The sequence below is a fragment of the Aeromonas sp. PI_26 genome (assembly GCF_027854445.1).
Lineage (GTDB): Bacteria > Pseudomonadota > Gammaproteobacteria > Enterobacterales > Aeromonadaceae > Aeromonas > Aeromonas veronii.
Map to the genome: position 1 here is coordinate 23295 of NZ_JAJNOE010000008.1, position 17380 is coordinate 40674.

17 protein-coding genes are annotated in these 17380 nt (G+C 58.7%); 13 read left to right on the forward strand and 4 right to left on the reverse strand.

Going from position 1 to position 17380, the window contains the following annotated elements; genetic code table 11:
• Window positions 1-19 precede the first annotated feature (19 nt).
• The gene (locus LRL22_RS10525) at window positions 20-145 is read right to left on the reverse strand and encodes a hypothetical protein (protein WP_019445191.1); all 126 of its coding nucleotides are present in this window, start codon (window positions 143-145) and stop codon (window positions 20-22) included.
• A gap of 460 nt (window positions 146-605) precedes the next feature.
• Between LRL22_RS10525 and LRL22_RS10530 the strand changes: the two genes are divergently transcribed.
• From LRL22_RS10530 to LRL22_RS10565, 8 genes are all read left to right on the forward strand, one after another.
• A complete protein-coding gene (locus LRL22_RS10530; protein ID WP_043822581.1) occupies window positions 606-1508 on the forward strand; it encodes a cation diffusion facilitator family transporter in 903 nt (300 codons plus the stop codon).
• 145 nt (window positions 1509-1653) lie between these two features.
• Window positions 1654-1938, forward strand: coding sequence for a DUF3811 domain-containing protein (gene yjbD, locus LRL22_RS10535; RefSeq protein WP_005340165.1), 285 nt, complete (start codon window positions 1654-1656; stop codon window positions 1936-1938).
• Between the two features lie 595 nt (window positions 1939-2533).
• Window positions 2534-2746 (forward strand): transcription antiterminator/RNA stability regulator CspE, encoded by a 213-nt coding sequence (gene cspE, locus LRL22_RS10540; RefSeq protein ID WP_005316548.1) that lies wholly within the window; start codon window positions 2534-2536, stop codon window positions 2744-2746.
• A 305-nt stretch (window positions 2747-3051) separates the two neighbouring features.
• Window positions 3052-4410: an NCS2 family permease gene (locus tag LRL22_RS10545; RefSeq protein WP_270905358.1), complete on the forward strand. Its 1359-nt coding sequence runs from the start codon at window positions 3052-3054 to the stop codon at window positions 4408-4410.
• A gap of 238 nt (window positions 4411-4648) precedes the next feature.
• Window positions 4649-5719, forward strand: coding sequence for a dihydroxyacetone kinase subunit DhaK (gene dhaK, locus LRL22_RS10550; RefSeq protein ID WP_043851621.1), 1071 nt, complete (start codon window positions 4649-4651; stop codon window positions 5717-5719).
• 9 nt (window positions 5720-5728) lie between these two features.
• Complete coding sequence (dhaL, locus tag LRL22_RS10555) at window positions 5729-6358, forward strand: dihydroxyacetone kinase subunit DhaL (protein ID WP_270905359.1); 630 nt, start codon at window positions 5729-5731, stop codon at window positions 6356-6358.
• A 1-nt stretch (window position 6359) separates the two neighbouring features.
• Complete coding sequence (gene dhaM, locus LRL22_RS10560) at window positions 6360-7076, forward strand: dihydroxyacetone kinase phosphoryl donor subunit DhaM (RefSeq protein WP_270905360.1); 717 nt, start codon at window positions 6360-6362, stop codon at window positions 7074-7076.
• Between the two features lie 125 nt (window positions 7077-7201).
• Complete coding sequence (locus tag LRL22_RS10565; protein ID WP_040067696.1) at window positions 7202-8284, forward strand: glycerol dehydrogenase; 1083 nt, start codon at window positions 7202-7204, stop codon at window positions 8282-8284.
• A 94-nt stretch (window positions 8285-8378) separates the two neighbouring features.
• Here LRL22_RS10565 and dhaR read toward each other — a convergent pair whose 3' ends face one another.
• Window positions 8379-10280, reverse strand: coding sequence for a dihydroxyacetone kinase operon transcriptional regulator DhaR (dhaR, locus tag LRL22_RS10570; RefSeq protein ID WP_270905361.1), 1902 nt, complete (start codon window positions 10278-10280; stop codon window positions 8379-8381).
• Between the two features lie 459 nt (window positions 10281-10739).
• Here dhaR and LRL22_RS10575 point away from each other — a divergent pair, with 459 nt between their 5' ends.
• Both LRL22_RS10575 and LRL22_RS10580 read left to right on the forward strand, forming a co-directional pair.
• The gene (locus tag LRL22_RS10575; RefSeq protein WP_202004453.1) at window positions 10740-11522 is read left to right on the forward strand and encodes a hypothetical protein; all 783 of its coding nucleotides are present in this window, start codon (window positions 10740-10742) and stop codon (window positions 11520-11522) included.
• Between the two features lie 86 nt (window positions 11523-11608).
• Entirely contained in the window at window positions 11609-12277 is a 669-nt protein-coding gene (locus LRL22_RS10580) for a hypothetical protein (protein ID WP_202004450.1), read from the forward strand.
• A 319-nt stretch (window positions 12278-12596) separates the two neighbouring features.
• On the opposite strand, the gene ydiK is transcribed toward LRL22_RS10580, so the two are convergent.
• Window positions 12597-13682: an AI-2E family transporter YdiK gene (gene ydiK / locus LRL22_RS10585; RefSeq protein ID WP_270905362.1), complete on the reverse strand. Its 1086-nt coding sequence runs from the start codon at window positions 13680-13682 to the stop codon at window positions 12597-12599.
• The gene (locus LRL22_RS10590) at window positions 13679-15067 is read right to left on the reverse strand and encodes a bifunctional NUDIX hydrolase/phosphatase PAP2 family protein (RefSeq protein ID WP_202004444.1); all 1389 of its coding nucleotides are present in this window, start codon (window positions 15065-15067) and stop codon (window positions 13679-13681) included. Before LRL22_RS10590 ends, ydiK begins: the two co-directional genes overlap by 4 nt.
• Window positions 15068-15252: 185 nt before the next feature.
• Between LRL22_RS10590 and LRL22_RS10595 the strand changes: the two genes are divergently transcribed.
• The 3 genes from LRL22_RS10595 (at window position 15253) to hslO (ending at window position 17250) form a co-directional block, all read left to right on the forward strand.
• Window positions 15253-15633, forward strand: coding sequence for a hypothetical protein (locus tag LRL22_RS10595; RefSeq protein WP_202004441.1), 381 nt, complete (start codon window positions 15253-15255; stop codon window positions 15631-15633).
• A 256-nt stretch (window positions 15634-15889) separates the two neighbouring features.
• A complete protein-coding gene (gene hslR / locus LRL22_RS10600) occupies window positions 15890-16288 on the forward strand; it encodes a ribosome-associated heat shock protein Hsp15 (protein ID WP_270905363.1) in 399 nt (132 codons plus the stop codon).
• A 77-nt stretch (window positions 16289-16365) separates the two neighbouring features.
• Complete coding sequence (gene hslO, locus LRL22_RS10605) at window positions 16366-17250, forward strand: Hsp33 family molecular chaperone HslO (protein ID WP_019445177.1); 885 nt, start codon at window positions 16366-16368, stop codon at window positions 17248-17250.
• Window positions 17251-17380: the final 130 nt, after the last annotated feature.

A 17380-nucleotide genomic window follows, 5' to 3' on the forward strand; every position in this document is an offset into this window, starting at 1 on the left:
AACAGCAGTAGGGGGAGCGTTACTTCATTGCGCTGCCGTTTTTCAGTTCTGCTTTCTGACGTTTGGCTTCGCGTTTCTCTTTCAGTGACATCTGCGGTTTTTTCTTGGCATCTTTGCCGTTGTGATGTTCTTTGTTACTCATCATCAAACTCCAAAAATGTTACCCAGACAGTTGGTTCCTCATGGGAGCCAGCATGCCATCCGAATCATCAACTTCAGTACGCTTGGTGGGATGGTGCAAGACCATCACCAGACCCAGCATACCCTCCAGCGGCATCCGGATCCAGCCTCATTCTCGTCCAAAAGATGTCGCGCGCAGACCCTTGAGCGGGGAGGCCAAACGACCTCGACAGGAAAGACCAAAAAAGAGTAATTCGCATTATTAAATGTTGTCACGCTTATATTAAGCCATCGTTACCTAGATATTTTCACGGATAAATATAAATCCCTCTCATTATTTATTGCCGTTCAAGAGGCCACCATTTTAATAAGCATTCGCGATATCACCGGAAACATCAGGTTACAACACCGAATAGGTTATTTCCGGTCAGCCGGATATAATGCGCGCCGCACCGAAATATCCGTTTTTATTCAGGAAGCTGTACATGAACAGAAAAACCAGAGCCGCCATGGTGTCGGTCTGCTCCAATATCAGTCTGATCATCATGAAAATGGTGGCCGGTTTCGCCAGCGGCTCGGTCAGTATCATCTCGGAGGCGATCCACTCCGCCATGGATCTGGTGGCGGCCCTGATCGCCCTGTTCGCGGTGAAAAAGTCCGATCTCCCGCCCGATGAACGCCACCCCTATGGTCACGACAAGATTGAAAATGTCTCCGGCGTCATCGAAGCACTGCTTATCTTGCTGGCCGCGGGCTGGATCATCTTCGAAGCCGTCGACAAGCTGATCACCCCCAGCCCGATTGAAAGCATTGGCTGGGGCGTGCTGGTGATGGTGATCTCGGCGCTGGTCAACAGCGGCGTCTCGGCCTACCTCTACAAGGTGGCCCGAGAGGAGGAGTCGGTCGCGCTGGCTGCCGATGCGCTTCATCTCAAGGCGGACGTGCTCACTTCAGCCGGTGTCGCCGTCGGTCTTGGCGGGATCTGGCTGGCCGGTCTGTTCGGCCATTCACTCGCCATCCTCGACCCGCTGGTGGCCATTGCGGTCGCCATCTTTATTGTCAGAGAGGCCATCAGCATGCTCAACGAGGCCTTCCAGCCGCTGATCGACCAGAGCATGAGCCCGGAAGAGCTGGCGATGACCAGCCGCATCATCACCGAATGCTGCCCTGCCGCCAGCGGTTTTCACGATCTGCGCAGCCGTCGTGCCGGACGCCGCCGCCATATCGACTTCCACCTCACACTGCCCCCGGAGATGAGCATCGGAGAAGCCCACGATATCTGTGATCGCATCGAGCACGCCATCATGGCGCAGTTGCCCCACGCCATCGTGCTGATCCACGTCGAGCCGGAGGAGCAAGAGCTGCCCTCACCGCTCGCCATAAACTGAAATGTGGCAAAAGGCGGGAAAGTGGCAGCGAAATAACGGAAAGTTGGCACAAACCCGCATTTTTACTGCCGGAAAGCCGATTGCATAAGAAGTGATCGGCACAACTGTGTTAGGGTGTCTAACCACCCTGCCGCAGGAGCGCGCCGTGAAAAAGCTGGAAATGAAAGATCTGACCGAGGCCGAAAAAGCCGAGATAGCCTTGTTATTGCAAAAGGCACAAGCCAATGCAGACCACCAGCTGACCAACGGAGAGCGGAACAAGATCCGCGAAGAGGGTCGCCTGAAAATTGTGGCCGACCGCGCCGAAGCAGCCAAGGCTGCCTCCAAGCTGGCTCGCGAGAAAGCCAAAGAGCGTGCCAAGAACCAGGTACTGCCGGAAACCTTCAGCTGGATTGATTCGGTCAGCAACAAGTTTCGCAGCAAGCGCTGATCCCTTCTTGCAAAACGCCCGCTGGCACTTGTGCCTGCGGGCGTTTGCATGTCTGGGCGATGCTCGATGAGCCAGATTTGGCGCTGCCATTGATTTGCAGCCCAGAAGCTAATCGCAGCAGCAAAGAAGTGATTTACATTGTGAGTTAGAGAGAACGCCAACTGACAATCCCCATCTATCGCCACCTTTTTCATTTTTTCTCATATTTTTTGTCAGAACTGGCTACATAGTCAGGACAAAAAAGCCGAATCTGGCTTGCCACAGGGTGATATGAGTCTGCACTGATTTTTCTATGCCGTTGAAATGCATCATGTTTACTATAAAAAATGATATTTTTGGCTGTTACAAAACATTAATATCGAGATAAAGTTTGCTTTAAAAATGAGAGCGTGTTTTAATCTTTCTCGATGGTTCGGCAGTTCAGACCTGATTATGTTAGGCAGTCATTTTAGTAAAGCAGTGATTAGCATAAGCGTTATCCTCGGATAATTCTTATCAAATAATTCTCCTTCTTTAGTGCTCCCCATACGTATTGCTGACGAAAAATCAAAAATTGCCATTTAAGTGGCATTCAACACTATTTAAGGAAATTATTATGTCTAACAAAATGACTGGTACCGTTAAGTTCTTCAACGCTGAGAAAGGTTTTGGTTTCATCTCCCCGGCTGACGGCAGCAAAGACGTGTTCGTACACTTCTCCGCTATCCAGTCCACCAGCTTCAAAACCCTGGACGAAGGTCAGCGCGTTGAGTTCACCATCGAGCAAGGCCAGAAAGGCCCGGCTGCTGCCAACGTAGTTGGTCTGTAATTCAAGCCGGAGCATGCTGCTGATGGCTCATGCCAACTGCTGACAGCTCTGCAAGAATTTAAAAAAACCCGCTTAGGCGGGTTTTTTGTTTTTCCCCGCTTTTTCCTCACAGATCTCCCCTCCCCCGACCGCTTGATCCCTCCCTTACACGCTCTCACCGCTTGAGTCTCAGAATGAGCTCCGAATGGGCTTAAAATGTAAAATAGTGACGAAAAAGTCAGGTTATCCGCTGTATTTGCCGCGAATTCTTGCTATTTTGCGCGCCACCAACGCAAACGATTTCCTTCACACTTTCAGGATTAGTTATGGCAAAGCAAGATATGGCCGCCCAAACAGGGACTGGCGGCTTTCTGGACTCTTATTTTTCCATTTCTGCGCGCGGCAGCAGCGTGCGTCAGGAGCTGGTCGCAGGGCTGACCACCTTCCTGGCGATGGTCTATAGCATCATAGTGGTGCCGAACATGCTGGGCGCAGCCGGCTTTGAGCAGGGCCCGGTGTTTGTGGCCACCTGTTTGATCGCCGCCTTCGGCTCCCTGCTGATGGGCCTGTGGGCCAAGCTGCCGATGGCTATCGGTTGCGCGATTTCCCTCACCGCCTTTACCGCCTTCAGTCTGGTACTGGGTCAGGGGCTGAGCATTCCGGTCGCCCTGGGCGCCATCTTCCTGATGGGTGTGCTGTTTACCTTGATCAGCGTCACCGGCGTGCGCCAGTGGATCCTGGATAACCTCCCCTCCGGCATCGCCCACGGCACCGGCATCGGTATCGGTCTGTTTCTGCTGCTGATCGCCACCAATGGCGTTGGCATGGTGATCAAGAACGAAGGGGCCGGTCTGCCGGTTCAGCTGGGTGAAGTCACCGCTTTCCCGGTCATCATGACGGTGCTGGGTCTGGCCGCCATCTTCGGTCTGGAGCGTCGCAAGGTGCCGGGCGGCATCCTGATGGTGATCATCGCCATCTCCATCCTCGGCCTTATCTTCGACCCGAAAGTGACCTGGCAGGGCTTCTTCGCCATGCCGAGCCTGACTGGCGAGAAAGGCTCTCTGGTCGGCAGCATGGATCTGCTGGGCGCCCTCAATCCGATGGTCATTCCGACCGTACTGGCGCTGGTGATGACCGCCGTGTTTGACGCCACCGGCACCATCCGTGCCGTGGCAGGTCAAGCCGGCCTTATCAACGAGCGTGGCCACATCATCAGCGGTGGCAAGGCCCTGACTGCCGACTCCGTCAGCAGCATGGTGGCAGGCGCCGTTGGCGGTGCTCCGGCTGCCGTCTACATCGAATCCGCCGCAGGTACCGCTGCCGGTGGCAAGACCGGTCTGACCGCCGCGCTGGTCGGCGTGCTGTTCCTGCTGATGATCTTCCTCTCCCCGCTGAGCTATCTGGTACCGGCTTACGCTACCGCACCGGCCCTGATGTACGTCGGTCTGCTGATGCTGGGCAACGTCACCAAGCTGGACTTCAGCGACTCGGTCGATGCGCTCTCCGGCATGCTGTGTGCCGTCTTTATCGTGCTCACCTGCAACATCGTGACCGGCATCATGCTGGGCTTCGTGGCGCTGGTCGTTGGCCGCATCTTCGCTGCCGAGTGGAAGAAGCTCAACGTCGGCACCGTCATCATCGCCGTGGCGCTGGTGGTCTTCTACGCCGGTGGCTGGGCCATCTAACCCGTCCGCATATTCCGGTTATAGCGAAGGGCCCTGCGGGGCCCTTTTTCATGGCTGTGAGTCAGCTAACAGTTTCCCGCCCGTTTGCCCCGCACCGTTTCAGATTGAAACACCCATCCCCTTCCTGCTGTTTCAAATCCGAACCAAATCAGCCGTCATTTTTATCCCTTTTTCTGTCGTTAGACTGGCTCCATCAACCATTTGCCCACCCGTGCGGTGGCAAGCCAAGGAGTGAGCCATGAAGAAACTGATCAATGCCGTCGATGCTGTGGTCCGTGAACAACTGATGGGGATGGCAGCCGCCCACCCCGAGCTCAAGGTACGTATCGAACCCCACTACATCACCCGCGCCGACTCCCCCGTGATGGGCAAGGTGGCTCTGGTCTCCGGCGGTGGCAGCGGCCACGAGCCGATGCACGGCGGTCTGGTGGGCAAAGGGATGCTGGATGGCGCCTGCCCCGGCGAGATCTTTACCTCTCCGACGCCGGATCAGATGTACGAGTGCGGTCAGGCCGTTGATGGCGGCGCGGGCGTGCTGTTTCTGGTGAAGAACTACACCGGCGACGTGCTCAACTTCGAGACCGCAGTCGAGCTGCTGCACGGTGACGGGGTCAAGGTGGGCTTCGCCCTGATCGATGACGACGTGGCGGTCAAAGACAGCCTCTACACCGCCGGTCGCCGTGGCGTTGCCACGACCGTGCTGTGCGAGAAGCTGGTCGGAGCCGCCGCCGAGGCAGGCTACGATCTGGCGCGCTGCGAGGCGCTGGCACGTCGCATCAACAACCAGAGCCGCACCATAGGCGTAGCCATGCATGCCTGTACCGTGCCTGCCGCAGGCAAGCCCTCCTTCACCCTGGCCGACAACGAGCTGGAGTTCGGCGTCGGTATCCACGGCGAGCCGGGCATCGAACGTCGCCCCTTCACCGACCTCAATACCCTGGTGGACGACATGTTCAGCGAGCTTACTGACAACACCCCCTACGGCCGTACCCTGCGCCATTGGGATCGCACCAGCGGCAGTTGGCAGGAGGAGCACACCTTTATCGAACCGCTCAACAAGGGCGATCGAGTCATCGCGCTGGTCAACAGCCTGGGCGGTACCCCCATCTCCGAGCTCTATGGCGTCTATGGTCGCCTCGCAACCCTGTGCGAAGAGGCGGGCATCCATCTGGTGCGCAACCTGATTGGCCCCTACTGCACCTCCCTCGACATGACCGGTATCTCCATCACCCTGCTCAAGGTGGATGACGAGCTGATGACCCTGTGGGATGCCCCCGTTCACACCCCCGCCCTGCGTCGTGGCTGCTAAGGAGAACCCATGTTAAGCAAGCATCACATCGTCAACTGGCTGCTCGACTGCGAGCATATCTTCACCGAGCAGCGTGACCACCTCACCGCGCTGGATACCGATATCGGCGACGGCGATCACGGCCTCAATATGCAGCGCGGCTTCGCCAAAGTGGCCGAGAAACTGCCCGCAGTGGCGGACAAGGATATCGGTCAGGTGTTGAAAACCACCGGCATGACATTGCTCTCCTCGGTTGGCGGTGCCAGCGGCCCGCTCTACGGCACCTTCTTTATCCGGGCCGCGGCCAGCAGCGATGCTTGCCAGAGTCTCAACCTCAGCCAGCTGTGCAAAATGCTGAGTGACGGGGTCGAGGGGATCGTCTCCCGCGGCCGTGCCGAGCCGGGCGACAAGACCATGTGCGATGCCTGGTGGCCGGCACTGGCCGCCCTGCAACAGGCGCAGCAGCAGGGGCTGCCCCTCAACGAGGCGCTGGACAAGGCGGTGGCAGCTGCCGCGGCCGGTACCGAGGCCACCATCCAGATGCAGGCCCGCAAGGGGCGCGCCAGCTATCTTGGCGAGCGCAGCATCGGCCATCAGGATGCCGGGGCCACCTCGACCCTGCTGCTGCTGACCGCCCTGCGTGACAGAGCGAGGTTGTGACATGATCGGAATCGTAGTTGTCTCTCACAGCGCCCTGCTGGCGGCCGGCTTGAAAGCGCTGGCCGACCAGCTCGGTAGCCCGGCCAGATTGCTGCTGGCGGCCGGGGTCGATGACCCCGACCACCCCATCGGCACCGATGCCATCGCCGTGATGAGTGCGATTGAAGAAGCGGACGACGGCAGCGGCGTGCTGGTGCTGATGGACTTGGGCAGCGCCCTCCTGAGTGCCGAAACCGCCCTCGAACTGCTGCCCCCGGAGCTGAGTGCGCGGGTGCGGCTCTGCCCGGCCCCGCTGGTCGAAGGTACTCTGGCCGCCGTGGTGGCGGCCGGTTCCGGCCTGACGCTGGACGAGGTGGCCGCCGAGGCGCTCGGTGCCCTTGGCCCGAAACAAGCGATGCTGCCAGCCAGCGTGGCGCAGGCAACCACCGAGACAGCCACCGTTGCCGACGACGGCTGGCTGCGCTGCGAGGTGGTGGTGGATAACCCCCACGGCCTGCATGTGCGCCCCGCCGCTCGGCTGGTGGCCGCCCTCAAGCCATTTGCCGCTGAACTCAAGTTGCAAAAGGGGGATAAAGAGGCCAACCCCCGCAGCCTAACCCGGCTCGCCATGCTCAACGTGCGTCAGGGCGACCAGCTCACCCTGCTGGCGCGCGGCGAGGATGCCACCGCCGCACTGACCTGCTTCCAGCAGCTGGCCGATGAGCGCTTCGGCGACTGACGCCACTGTTTCAAGGGGCTGCACTCGCTCGCAGAGCCTGTGCAGCTTCATTCAAGACGAAGGAGTCCCCGGCACAGCCGCCCCTTCGCCCCGATTCTTAATTCATAAAGAGAGAGGGATAAAATATGGACCGCATTATCATCAGCCCCAGCAAATACGTGCAAGGCAACGGGGCCCTCGCCAATATCGGCAACTACGTCAAGGCGCTCGGCAGCAAGCCGCTGATCCTGGCCGACGCCTTCGTCACCAAGCTGGTTGGCGATACCGTGGCCACCAGCTTCCACGGCGCCGGTATCAAGCCGGAGTTCGACTGCTTCAACGGCGAGTGCTCCCGCCCCGAGATCGACCGCCTGCTGGCCCGCTGCAAGCAGACCCCGTTTGACGTCATCATCGGCATCGGCGGCGGCAAAACGCTGGATACCGCCAAGTCGGTCGCCTTCTACCAGAAGGTGCCGGTGGTCATAGTGCCCACCATCGCCTCCACCGATGCCCCCACCAGCGCGCTGGCGGTCATCTACACCCCGGAAGGGCAGTTCAGCGAATACCTGATGATCCCGACCAACCCCAACATGGTCATCATGGATACCGGCGTGGTCTCCCGCGCCCCGGTGCGGCTGCTGGTCTCCGGCATGGGGGATGCGCTCTCCACCTACTTCGAGGCGCGCGCCAACAAGGTTTCCGGTTGCCAGACCATGGCCGGTGGCGCCTCCACGCTGGCGGCGCAGGCCATCGCCGAGCTCTGCTACAAGACCCTGCTGGCCGATGGCTACAAAGCCAAGCTGGCGGTAGAGCAGGGGCTCTGCACCAAGGCGGTGGAGAACATCATCGAGGCCAACACCTATCTGAGCGGTATCGGCTTCGAGAGCAGCGGTCTGGCCGCCGCCCACGCCATCCACAACGGCCTGACCCAGCTGGCCGAGTGTCACCACCTCTATCACGGTGAGAAAGTGGCGTTCGGTACCCTGGTGCAGCTGGTGCTGGAGAACGCGCCGATGGCGGAGATTGAAACCGTGCTGACCTTCTGCCGCTCGGTGGGCCTGCCGACCAACCTGCATATGATGGGGGTCAAGGAGCTGGATATGGCGCGCCTGATGGAGGTGGCCAAAGCCTCCACCGCCGAGGGCGAAACCATCCACAACATGCCGTTCAAGGTCACCGCCGAGGATGTGCTGGCGGCCATCGTCACCGCCCACCAACTGGGGCTGTAACCGCGCTACGACTGACCCTGCCATATAACAAGGCCCCGCATCTGCGGGGCCTTTTCATTTTCTGCGGGCCGGTTCGCAACAGCCTGAATAACTATCAGCCGTGATAGTCGGCGGGATCGATCTCGAGCAGTTTCAGTCGCCGCCAGAGGGTGGTACGGCTGATACCCAGATGCTGGGCCATCTGGCTCACCTGCCCCTTGCAGGCGTGGGCGCAGCGCAGGATGGCTTGTCGTTCCAGCTCCGCCAGCGTGAGCAGCGGTTGCCCCACCACCTCATCCGCCACCCGCTGATAGCCGTGCCGAATGGCAGCGGGCAGCGCCTCCGGCGGGATCGGCGCCTGACCGGAATGAAGCAGCGCATGCTCGACGGCGCTGCGCAGCTCCCCCAGATTGCCGGGCCAAGGATAGGCCAGCAGGCAGTCGAGGGCCGCCGGACTGAACTGGCGTACCGGCTCGCGCCCCTGCGCCCCTAGCTGCTGGCTGATCAGGCCCGGCAGATCCGCCGCGCGCTCCCGCAGCCCCGGCAGCCACAGCTCGCACGCCTGCAAGGCATAGAGCAGCTGACGGCCAAACAGCCCCTCCTGCACCAGCTGCTCCAGCGGGGCGCTGCTGGTGGCGATGATCCGCACCTTGAGCGGCAGAATGCGGGCCGAATCGAAGCGCTGGATGCGACCGGTCTTGAGCAGTTGCAGCAGCGCCGCCTGCATGGGGGCAGAGAGGCACTCCACCTGCTCCAGTACCAACGTGCCGCCGTGGGCCAGCTCGAACTTGCCCGCCCGCTCCTGCCCCGCCTCGTCGGAACCCATCAGCTCCAGCGCCATCCGCTCGCTCGGCAGCGCCTTGCAGTTGAGGGTAATAAGCGGCCCGGCGGCCCGCTCGCTGCCAAAGTGGATCGCCTCCGCCAACTGGGCCTTGCCCACCTCCTCCTCGCCACGCAGCAGGATCGGCCCCTGGCTCTGGGCCGCCTGCCGGGCGTAGCGCAGCAGCTTGCGCATGGCGCTCGATTCGCCCACCAGCGCCGACAGCTCGGGCACCGTCTGGCGCAACTGGTGAATGGCCCGCAGCCGATCGACCGGGTGCAGCAGGGCGATAAAGCTGACCCCCTCCGGCCCCGGCAGCGGCTTGAGGCTCACCAGCGCATTGATAAACTCCCCCTCCTGCGCGCCGAGCCGCTCCAGCGTTACCTCCACATGGCTCAGTGGCGTCTGCCCCCTGATGGCTAACTGCAACCGCTGGGGCAACAGCAGGTGCTGCTCCAGCGGCTGGCCGAGACAGAGCGCCGGATCGAGCCGCAGCCGATTGGCCGCCAGCGCATTGAGGTAACGCAGCCGACCCTGCGGATCCCAGGCCAGCACGCCGTCATCCATGCCGTCGAGCAGGGCGTAAAGTTCGCTCAGGTGATGCTGGGACTCCTGCATCAGGGTCTCCATCTGCAGCAGATGGGCCAGCTCGCGCCCGGCGCTGACGGTGAGCGCCAGATCGCCGGCGCTCGCCTCCTCCACCTTGCAGATCAAAGCAATGATGGCGACCTGACGGCCATTGCTGTTGTAGACCGGGCTGGCGCAGTTGTGCCACGGGTGGAGGGTCTTGTTGAAGTGCTGAGGGCCGCTGACGCAGAGCGGCACTCCCTCCAGCGCCGCCAGATTGATGGCATTGGTGCCGATGCGCCCCTCGCTGAAAAAGGCGCCGGGGCCAAACCCCAACGCCGCCAGCTCGCGCAAGGTGTCGGGATGGCCGGTCTGGGCCAGCAGGCAGCCGCTCTCGTCGGTGAGCAGCAGAGCGCAGGGGCGACCCTCCATAAATTCGTAGAGATCTTCGAGGGCCATCTCGCCGGTGGTGAGCAGGTCGCGCTTGCGCTGACGCAGGCTCTGCAAGGTCTGCCCCTTGGCACTGTGGGGCGGATGCCAGAGGGTGGCACTGGTCTGGTGGGCGCAGCGCAGCCAGGATGCCTGCAGATAGTCAGGCCAAGCGAGCAGCGGCTGAAGGTCAGATGGCATGGTCACAGCAATATCCGGCAAGATGTGAGCCGACCATTTAACCACGCCAGCGCCCCCGATTCAGTGACCTGCCTCAGAGGGCGGCAACCCCGCCCCCCTCCCGGTCGGGTTCACCGTCGGCAAATTACTGGCCTAGCCAGTGGCAAAAAATGCGGCACTCCTTCGCTCTCTTTGATATATCGCCCCGCTCACACTACTGACTTGTTTATGAAGAGGAGACCGGATGGCGCTTCCCATTGCCGCCCCAGAAGTGTATTTTTGCCCTATGGCCAAAAGTAGAGCCAAAAGAGGATGCGCGGCGAATACGCTCAGTATCAGAGGCAGGCCGGTAATGTTGTTATTTAAAATGCATTTTTCGTGGCGGAGTTCAGGGCGATCCGGAGTTATATGGAAGGCTCTATTAACGGATTAGAGCCGCCGTCTATCTAATCATTGCTATACCTCTAGGGAAAGTGCCACATGAAAATATTCGCACTGTGCATAGAATGCCAAAAGGAACTAGGGCACCCGTCATTTGAGCCGATAATTGCAGATTACTATGAAGGAGCTGTGGCTTATATAGAGTGCTCCAGAGGGCATAAATCCGCAGTCCTGCTACAAAGCCAGAAATTCGAAATTCTACTTGAGTCAGCGGCGAACGCACTCCTTGAAGGCTATACGATCGAGGCAGCATCAAGTCTCTCGGCGGCCTATGAAAGATTCTTTGAGTTCTCTATCAATGTCTTTTGCAAAAAGAACTCAGTCACTAAACAGGTCCTTGAAGAAACATTCAAGCAAGTTTCCAAACAGTCAGAACGCCAAATTGGAGGTTTCCTTTTCCTCCACCTCATAACCTTTGGCAGCAGTTATACGCTTAGCAAAAAAATCCCGGAACTGAGAAATAAAGTAATCCATCAAGGATATATACCTACACCAGAAGAAGTAATCGCCTTTGGAGAGCTAATTTATCAAGAGATTTACTCAATAACTCAGTTGTTAAAAATCACTATGCATAGTGAAATGCAGCAGGTCATTATGGACGATTTACAATCAAAGAACGAAAAAATACCACCCGAAACACTCCGCGCAACTTCTACTGGCGCAATGTTTTTTTCCTTGTCCATGGCAGAGCAGAAGAAAGATTTCCATGAGGCTCTTGCTTCGTACAAGGAAGCCAAGGAAGTAATTTCTGGCTCAGTTCCATACATGAAACTACTCAATAAGGCAGTTTCGTTATATACAAAATTGCGTGCCGGGGCATAACAACTGGTTCAAATCGCTCGCTCATTGGGACGGGCTAAAGCTAGCCCCTCAACCAAACGTATGTGTAATTATTGAGAACGAAGAAAATGAAGCTTTCACAGTCTTTAGAAGACTCTCTTAAAAAAGACAATCTAAGTGATTTGGCAGTAAATCTTGGTGAAGTAGGCATAGATGCAATTTTAGATAATGGTGTTTTGAGAGACATCCCGATTCTTTCTAGCATTCTTGCTGGCATCAATGCAATTGGTAGCGTACGAGATGCTCTGTTTACCAGAAAGCTTGTTGCTTTCCTTTCTGAGTTGTCTGACATTCCGGTAGAACAACGTCGACACATGATCGATTCAATTGATAATTCGAATGACTTCAAAGTAAAGGTTGGAGAGAAGCTTATCTATATAATAGAGAAAGCAGAAGACCACTACACGAGTAAAATTATTGCAATTTTCTTCGCGGAGTTTCTTGTCGGAGAAATAACATATAATCAATTCCTAAAAATCAGTAGAATTATCGATAATATGTTTATCGGCGATTTCCTTGAGTTTGTGAATAAATCTTCACAGCTAATTCACTTTGACTCTGAAAATACATTAATTAACACAGGCTTAGTCGATGTATATTTTGAGCCGGTGGTTGTTGAAGATAATGATGATTACAAAAGTTATAAAAAGTACGTAACAAGTGGTGGTGCAAGCCTGTACATCACTCCTATCGGTGAGTTAGTAAGATCGGTACTCAAGGGAAAAAATTTCGCATAGCCCGTAGGTTCGATTAGCCGTCAGGCGTAATCGGACGTTCGCGTAAATCCATTTCCCCGCTATAACAGCCACCCGTATTTCCCCTCGGACAGATGCCGCTGATTCACGGAAACTCCGGGACGGCGGCATCTCGATCGTCCGATTACGCTTCGCTAATCGAACCTACATGGGACGGTAATATGTGGGATATGCAGGTTGGCGCGGATCTGCCAATCTGACGCCATCGCCATAATCAGAATCACCACAAATAACAGAGCCGCCCTTATGGGCGGCTCTTTGCATCAGCGATTAATGGCTAAATCGTCTTGTTACCGAATCGTCACTCGGCCTTAGGGGCTTCAACCGCCGCGGTCGCCGGTTGGTCATCTTCCTTGATCCAGGCATCCAGCAGGGTGTAGCCCACCGCCAGCACCACGGGGCCGATAAAGAGACCGATGATCCCCATGGTCAGCAAGCCACCGATTACCCCCACCAGAATGAGGATGAGCGGCAGGTCGGCACCCCGCTTGATCAGGAAGGGGCGCAGGAAGTTGTCCATGGTGCCCGCAATCAGTGACCACACCAGCAGGAAGGTGCCCCAGGTGGTGTCGCCGCTCCAGTAGAGGTAGCCGATACAGGCCAGCAGCACCGGGAAGGGGCCGATCTGGGCGACAATCAACAGAAACATCACCACCACCAACACCATGGCGTAGGGGATACCGGCAATCAGCAGGCCGACACCGGCTACCGAGGATTGCACCAGCGCGGTCACCACCACCCCCATCGCCACGGCACGGATCGCCTGTGAAGCGAGCACGGTGGCATTGTCGCCACGCTGGCCCGCCAGCCGGTGGGCGAAGCGGCGAATGCCGGTCGCCACCACTTCACCCGAGTGATAGAGCACCCCGCAGATACCGACCGTCAGCAGGAAGTGGACAAACAGCAGCCCCAGATTACCGGCCTGAGAGGCCAGCCAGCGGGCGGTCTGACCAAAGTAGGGGGCCAGCTTGGCAAACAGCACCTGACCACCGCTCGCCAGAATTTGCTGCCAGAAGTCATAGAGCTTGTCGCCCACCAGCGGGATCTGTTGCAGCCAGAGCAGCTCGGGCGGCGGTGACTGGCTGATATGGGTACCCAGCTCGATCAGCATGGGGGCCTTCTCCGCCACATTGGCCAGCGTCATAAAGAGCGGGATGACGAACATCAGCAGCAGCACCAGCGTCATAAAGAGGGCCGCCAGGGTGCGCTTGCCCCACAACAGGCGCTGCACCATCAGCATCAGCGGCCAGGTGGCGATGGTGATCATGGTGGCCCACACCAGCGCAGGCAGGAAGGGCTGCAACACCAAGAAACAGGAGATAATCAGGATGCTGAGAAACAGCACCCCCAGGGTTATCTTGGCCAAATCCACTTTTTTCATGTTCATAGGGTTTCCCTGTCAGGGCATCCGCCCCTGGGTCGAGAGTCTTGTTTCAAGAGAGATAGTATCCACCAGAGGCCAGCGCTCAACCAGAGCCCCAGCCCGAAAAAGAGCACAAACTGACCAAGCAGTATGGCCAGCGAACTGCTGGTCAGCAGCGGCAGCGCCCAGAGCCCCGCCCCTATCACCGCCCCCCCCGCCAGCGTGACCGCGCCGGTCACAATGGGGGGATATCCGCCGCGGCTCAGGGTAAGCAAACCGCCAACCCAGAGCCCGAGAGCCGCCATGCCGATCCCGGTCAGATGGGCCGATTGGGTCAGCCCCCCGAGCGCCAGTGCAGATGCAGTCAGCAGCAGCCAAGCCGCCGACTGCCTGTCGGCATGCCAGCAGGGACGCGCGGCCAGCAGCAAGGCGCCTATCAGCAGCCCCACCGCCACGTCGGAGATAAAGTGCACCCCGAGCCAGACCCGCGCCAGACCTGTGGTCAGCGCCAGCAGCAAGGCCAGCGAATAGGCCAGCCCGCGCCGGGCAGGCCAGAACCAGCCAAGCAGCGCCCCCCAGAACAGCAGGGCCGAAGCGGTATGGCCGCTCGGCATGCCAAAGCCTTGCGCGCTCTGGGTTGCCAGCAGCGGTTGCAGATGGAAGGGGCGCGGCCAGCCGATCCCCTCCTTGCTCGCCTGCACCAGCAAGCCGAGCCAGAGCATGGCGAACAGCAACTGGCGCAGCCGCGACCACCCCAGCAACGGGAGCAGCAAAGGTATCAGGGCAAGCTGAAAGCCGCCTGAACCAAACAGATTGCTGACCGACAGCCACCAGACATCGGGCCCCAGCCACTGCTGCAGGTGCAGCATCAGCGGGGTCTCGACCTGATGCAGCGCATTGCCCTGTGCCACGAAATCGGCCTGCCAGTGCACCTCGCTCTCGGGCACCTGATCAAGCCTGGCTTGCAGCCAGTCGAGCTGATCCGGGAAGCGGCGCTGCTCGCGGGGCAGCTGGTCGATAGCGATCAGCCGGGCGTTAAGGATTTCTCCCCCCAAATTGGGAGCTTTCAGCAGCGAGACAAAATCGGAATCTTGCTGGGCGACGATGGGTTCCAGCGTGCGGCAGGCGAAGATAAGCGCCCGCTGCCAGCGACCCAGCTCCTGCACCACCTCCCCCTGCAAGCCGGTCTCTTCATAGAGTTCGCGCAGCGCCGCCTGCTCGGGGCGCTCGTCGCCATCGATATAGCCGCCGCTCAGGCTGTAGCGGGAGGAGATGCGATCCTGCACCAGCAGCAGTTGATCCTGATGGCGGATGGCGCAGGCCGCCGCCGAGGGAGCCGCCGGTTCGGCACTCAGGGCTGGCAGAGTGGCAAACAGCGCCAGCAACAGTAAAAAGAGGGTTCTCGACATCAATTTGCTTTCCCTATGCACAATGGCGACAAGCCTCCCAGAAATCAGATAGTTGGGCAACGGTAGCGGCCGGATTGCCGCCGTTTCCGCCGCGCTGGCGGTGCACGGAAGATTGCGATGAGCGAGGGCACTCCCTACTATTGGCGGCTATCTTCAATTTCATGCAGCAAACGCTGGAGCCCTCCATGAGACAGTTCGGCTTTTTCCTCGGCATCGCCATCGGTGTCATTTTGATCCTGTTCGGCAGCATCGTCATCTTCCAGGCGCTCCCTGCCGCACTGGATGTACTGGAGATGCCAAGCCGCATCCCGTTCGTGCGCGAGGTCTACACCTGGCTGATGACCAGCGCCAACGGCCTGACCGCCCAGCTGGAGCAGAACTTCCTGGAAGCCTTCCAGACCGTGCTCAAGCTGATCCTGCTCATCACCTTCATGTGGGTCTGCGTCAAGCTGGTCAACATGGGGGTGCTGATTATCCGCGCCGGGGTTGATCTGATCCGCACCGCCATCGCCCACAGCGAAGGGCCACACGACCAGAAGAAGGCGGATCAGCACGATCACTTCTGACTCTGACATGGTTGATGGATGTAAACACTGCCGCCCCCAACCGGGGCGGCAGTGTTATATGCGCGGTATGGAGGCCCCTCCCAGTCCCCATGAATACCCGATAAAGCAGCGGCTTTCCCTTGTGAATCAGCAAACTGCCCATATGTTGCATCACCTTGACATGGTTTGCGCCCCGCGCGGCGGCGGCCCGGTTTCTATCCCGACCCCGTGCTCTGGTATAATCGACCACCTCTTTTCCCCGTTATGGAGCCTGTTCATGCCCAATCATGCAGAAAGTGCCCTCGAGGTTCGTCTCGACAAGTGGCTGTGGGCGGCCCGTTTCTACAAGACCCGCTCCATTGCGCGGGATCAGATAGACGGGGGCAAGGTGCACTACAATGGTCAGCGCAGCAAACCGGGCAAACAGGTCGAAGTGGGTGCATTGATCCGCTTCTGGCAGGGGCAGGACGAACGCGAAGTGCGGGTGCTGGCCTTGAGCGAGCAGCGCAAATCGGCTCCGCTGGCCCAGCAGCTCTATGAAGAGACCGCCGAGAGCTTGAAAAAACGGGCCGAGAACAGCGAGGCGCGCCGCTTAAACAGCCAGTTTGCCCCCAGCCCCGAGCGCCGCCCCGACAAGCAGGAGCGACGCCAGTTGCTCAAGGTCAAACAGTACTGACCGACCCCGATTTGATACCGGGCTGGCATCAACCCCAGCCCGCCCGATTTACCTCACCGAAAAGCCAGGAATACATGATGAGCAACCAAGATCTGCTGTATCGCTATCTGTTTGAAGAGTACGAAGTGCGTGGCGAGCTGGTCCAGCTGGATCACACCTACCGCCACGTAGTGGAAGCCCAGAACTACCCGGTGCAGGTGCAAAAACTGCTGGGCGAGCTGCTGGTCGCCACCAGCCTGCTGACCGCCACCCTCAAGTTTGAAGGCTCCATCACGGTGCAACTGCAGGGCGATGGCCCGGTGCGTCTGGCCGTGATCAATGGTGACAACAACCAGCAGCTGCGCGGCGTGGCCCGCTATGAAGGCGAGCTGCCGAGCGATGGCAAGCTGCAGAGCCTGATTGGTAATGGCCAGCTGATCATCACCATCACCCCGGAACAGGGCGAGCGCTATCAGGGCATCATAGCGCTGGACGCCGACACCCTGGCGGGCTGCCTGGAGCACTACTTTGCCCGCTCCGAACAGCTGGCCACCAAGCTGTGGATCCGTACCGGCTACCATGAAGGCGAACCGCGCGCTGCCGGCATCATGCTGCAGGAGCTGCCCGCCCAGAGCGAGGATCACAGCAACGATTTCGATCACCTGACCCAGCTCACCAGCACCATCAAGGATGAAGAGCTGTTCGGCCTGCAGGCAGAAGAGATCCTCTACCGTCTCTACCATCAGGACAAGGTGCGGGTGTTCGATCCGCAGGCGGTCGAGTTCCGCTGCACCTGCTCCCGCGAGCGCTGCGAAGGGGCCCTGTTGCAGATAGAAAAGGAAGAGGTCATGGAGATGGTGCAGGAGCTCGGCAAGATCGACATGCACTGTGATTATTGCGGCGCCCAGTACCAATTTAATGGGATCGATGTCGAAACCCTGTTCAGCAGGGCTCCCGGCAATGATGCAAACCAGTTACACTAATTAAAGGCGGGCAAAACCCGCCTTTAACTTTAATAACAAAAAAATACCCTATTTTATAAAGTTTGATGGCGATCGCTAAACTCTACCACCTAAGTGATAGGATGACCGTCAGATAGAACCCTACCAACCT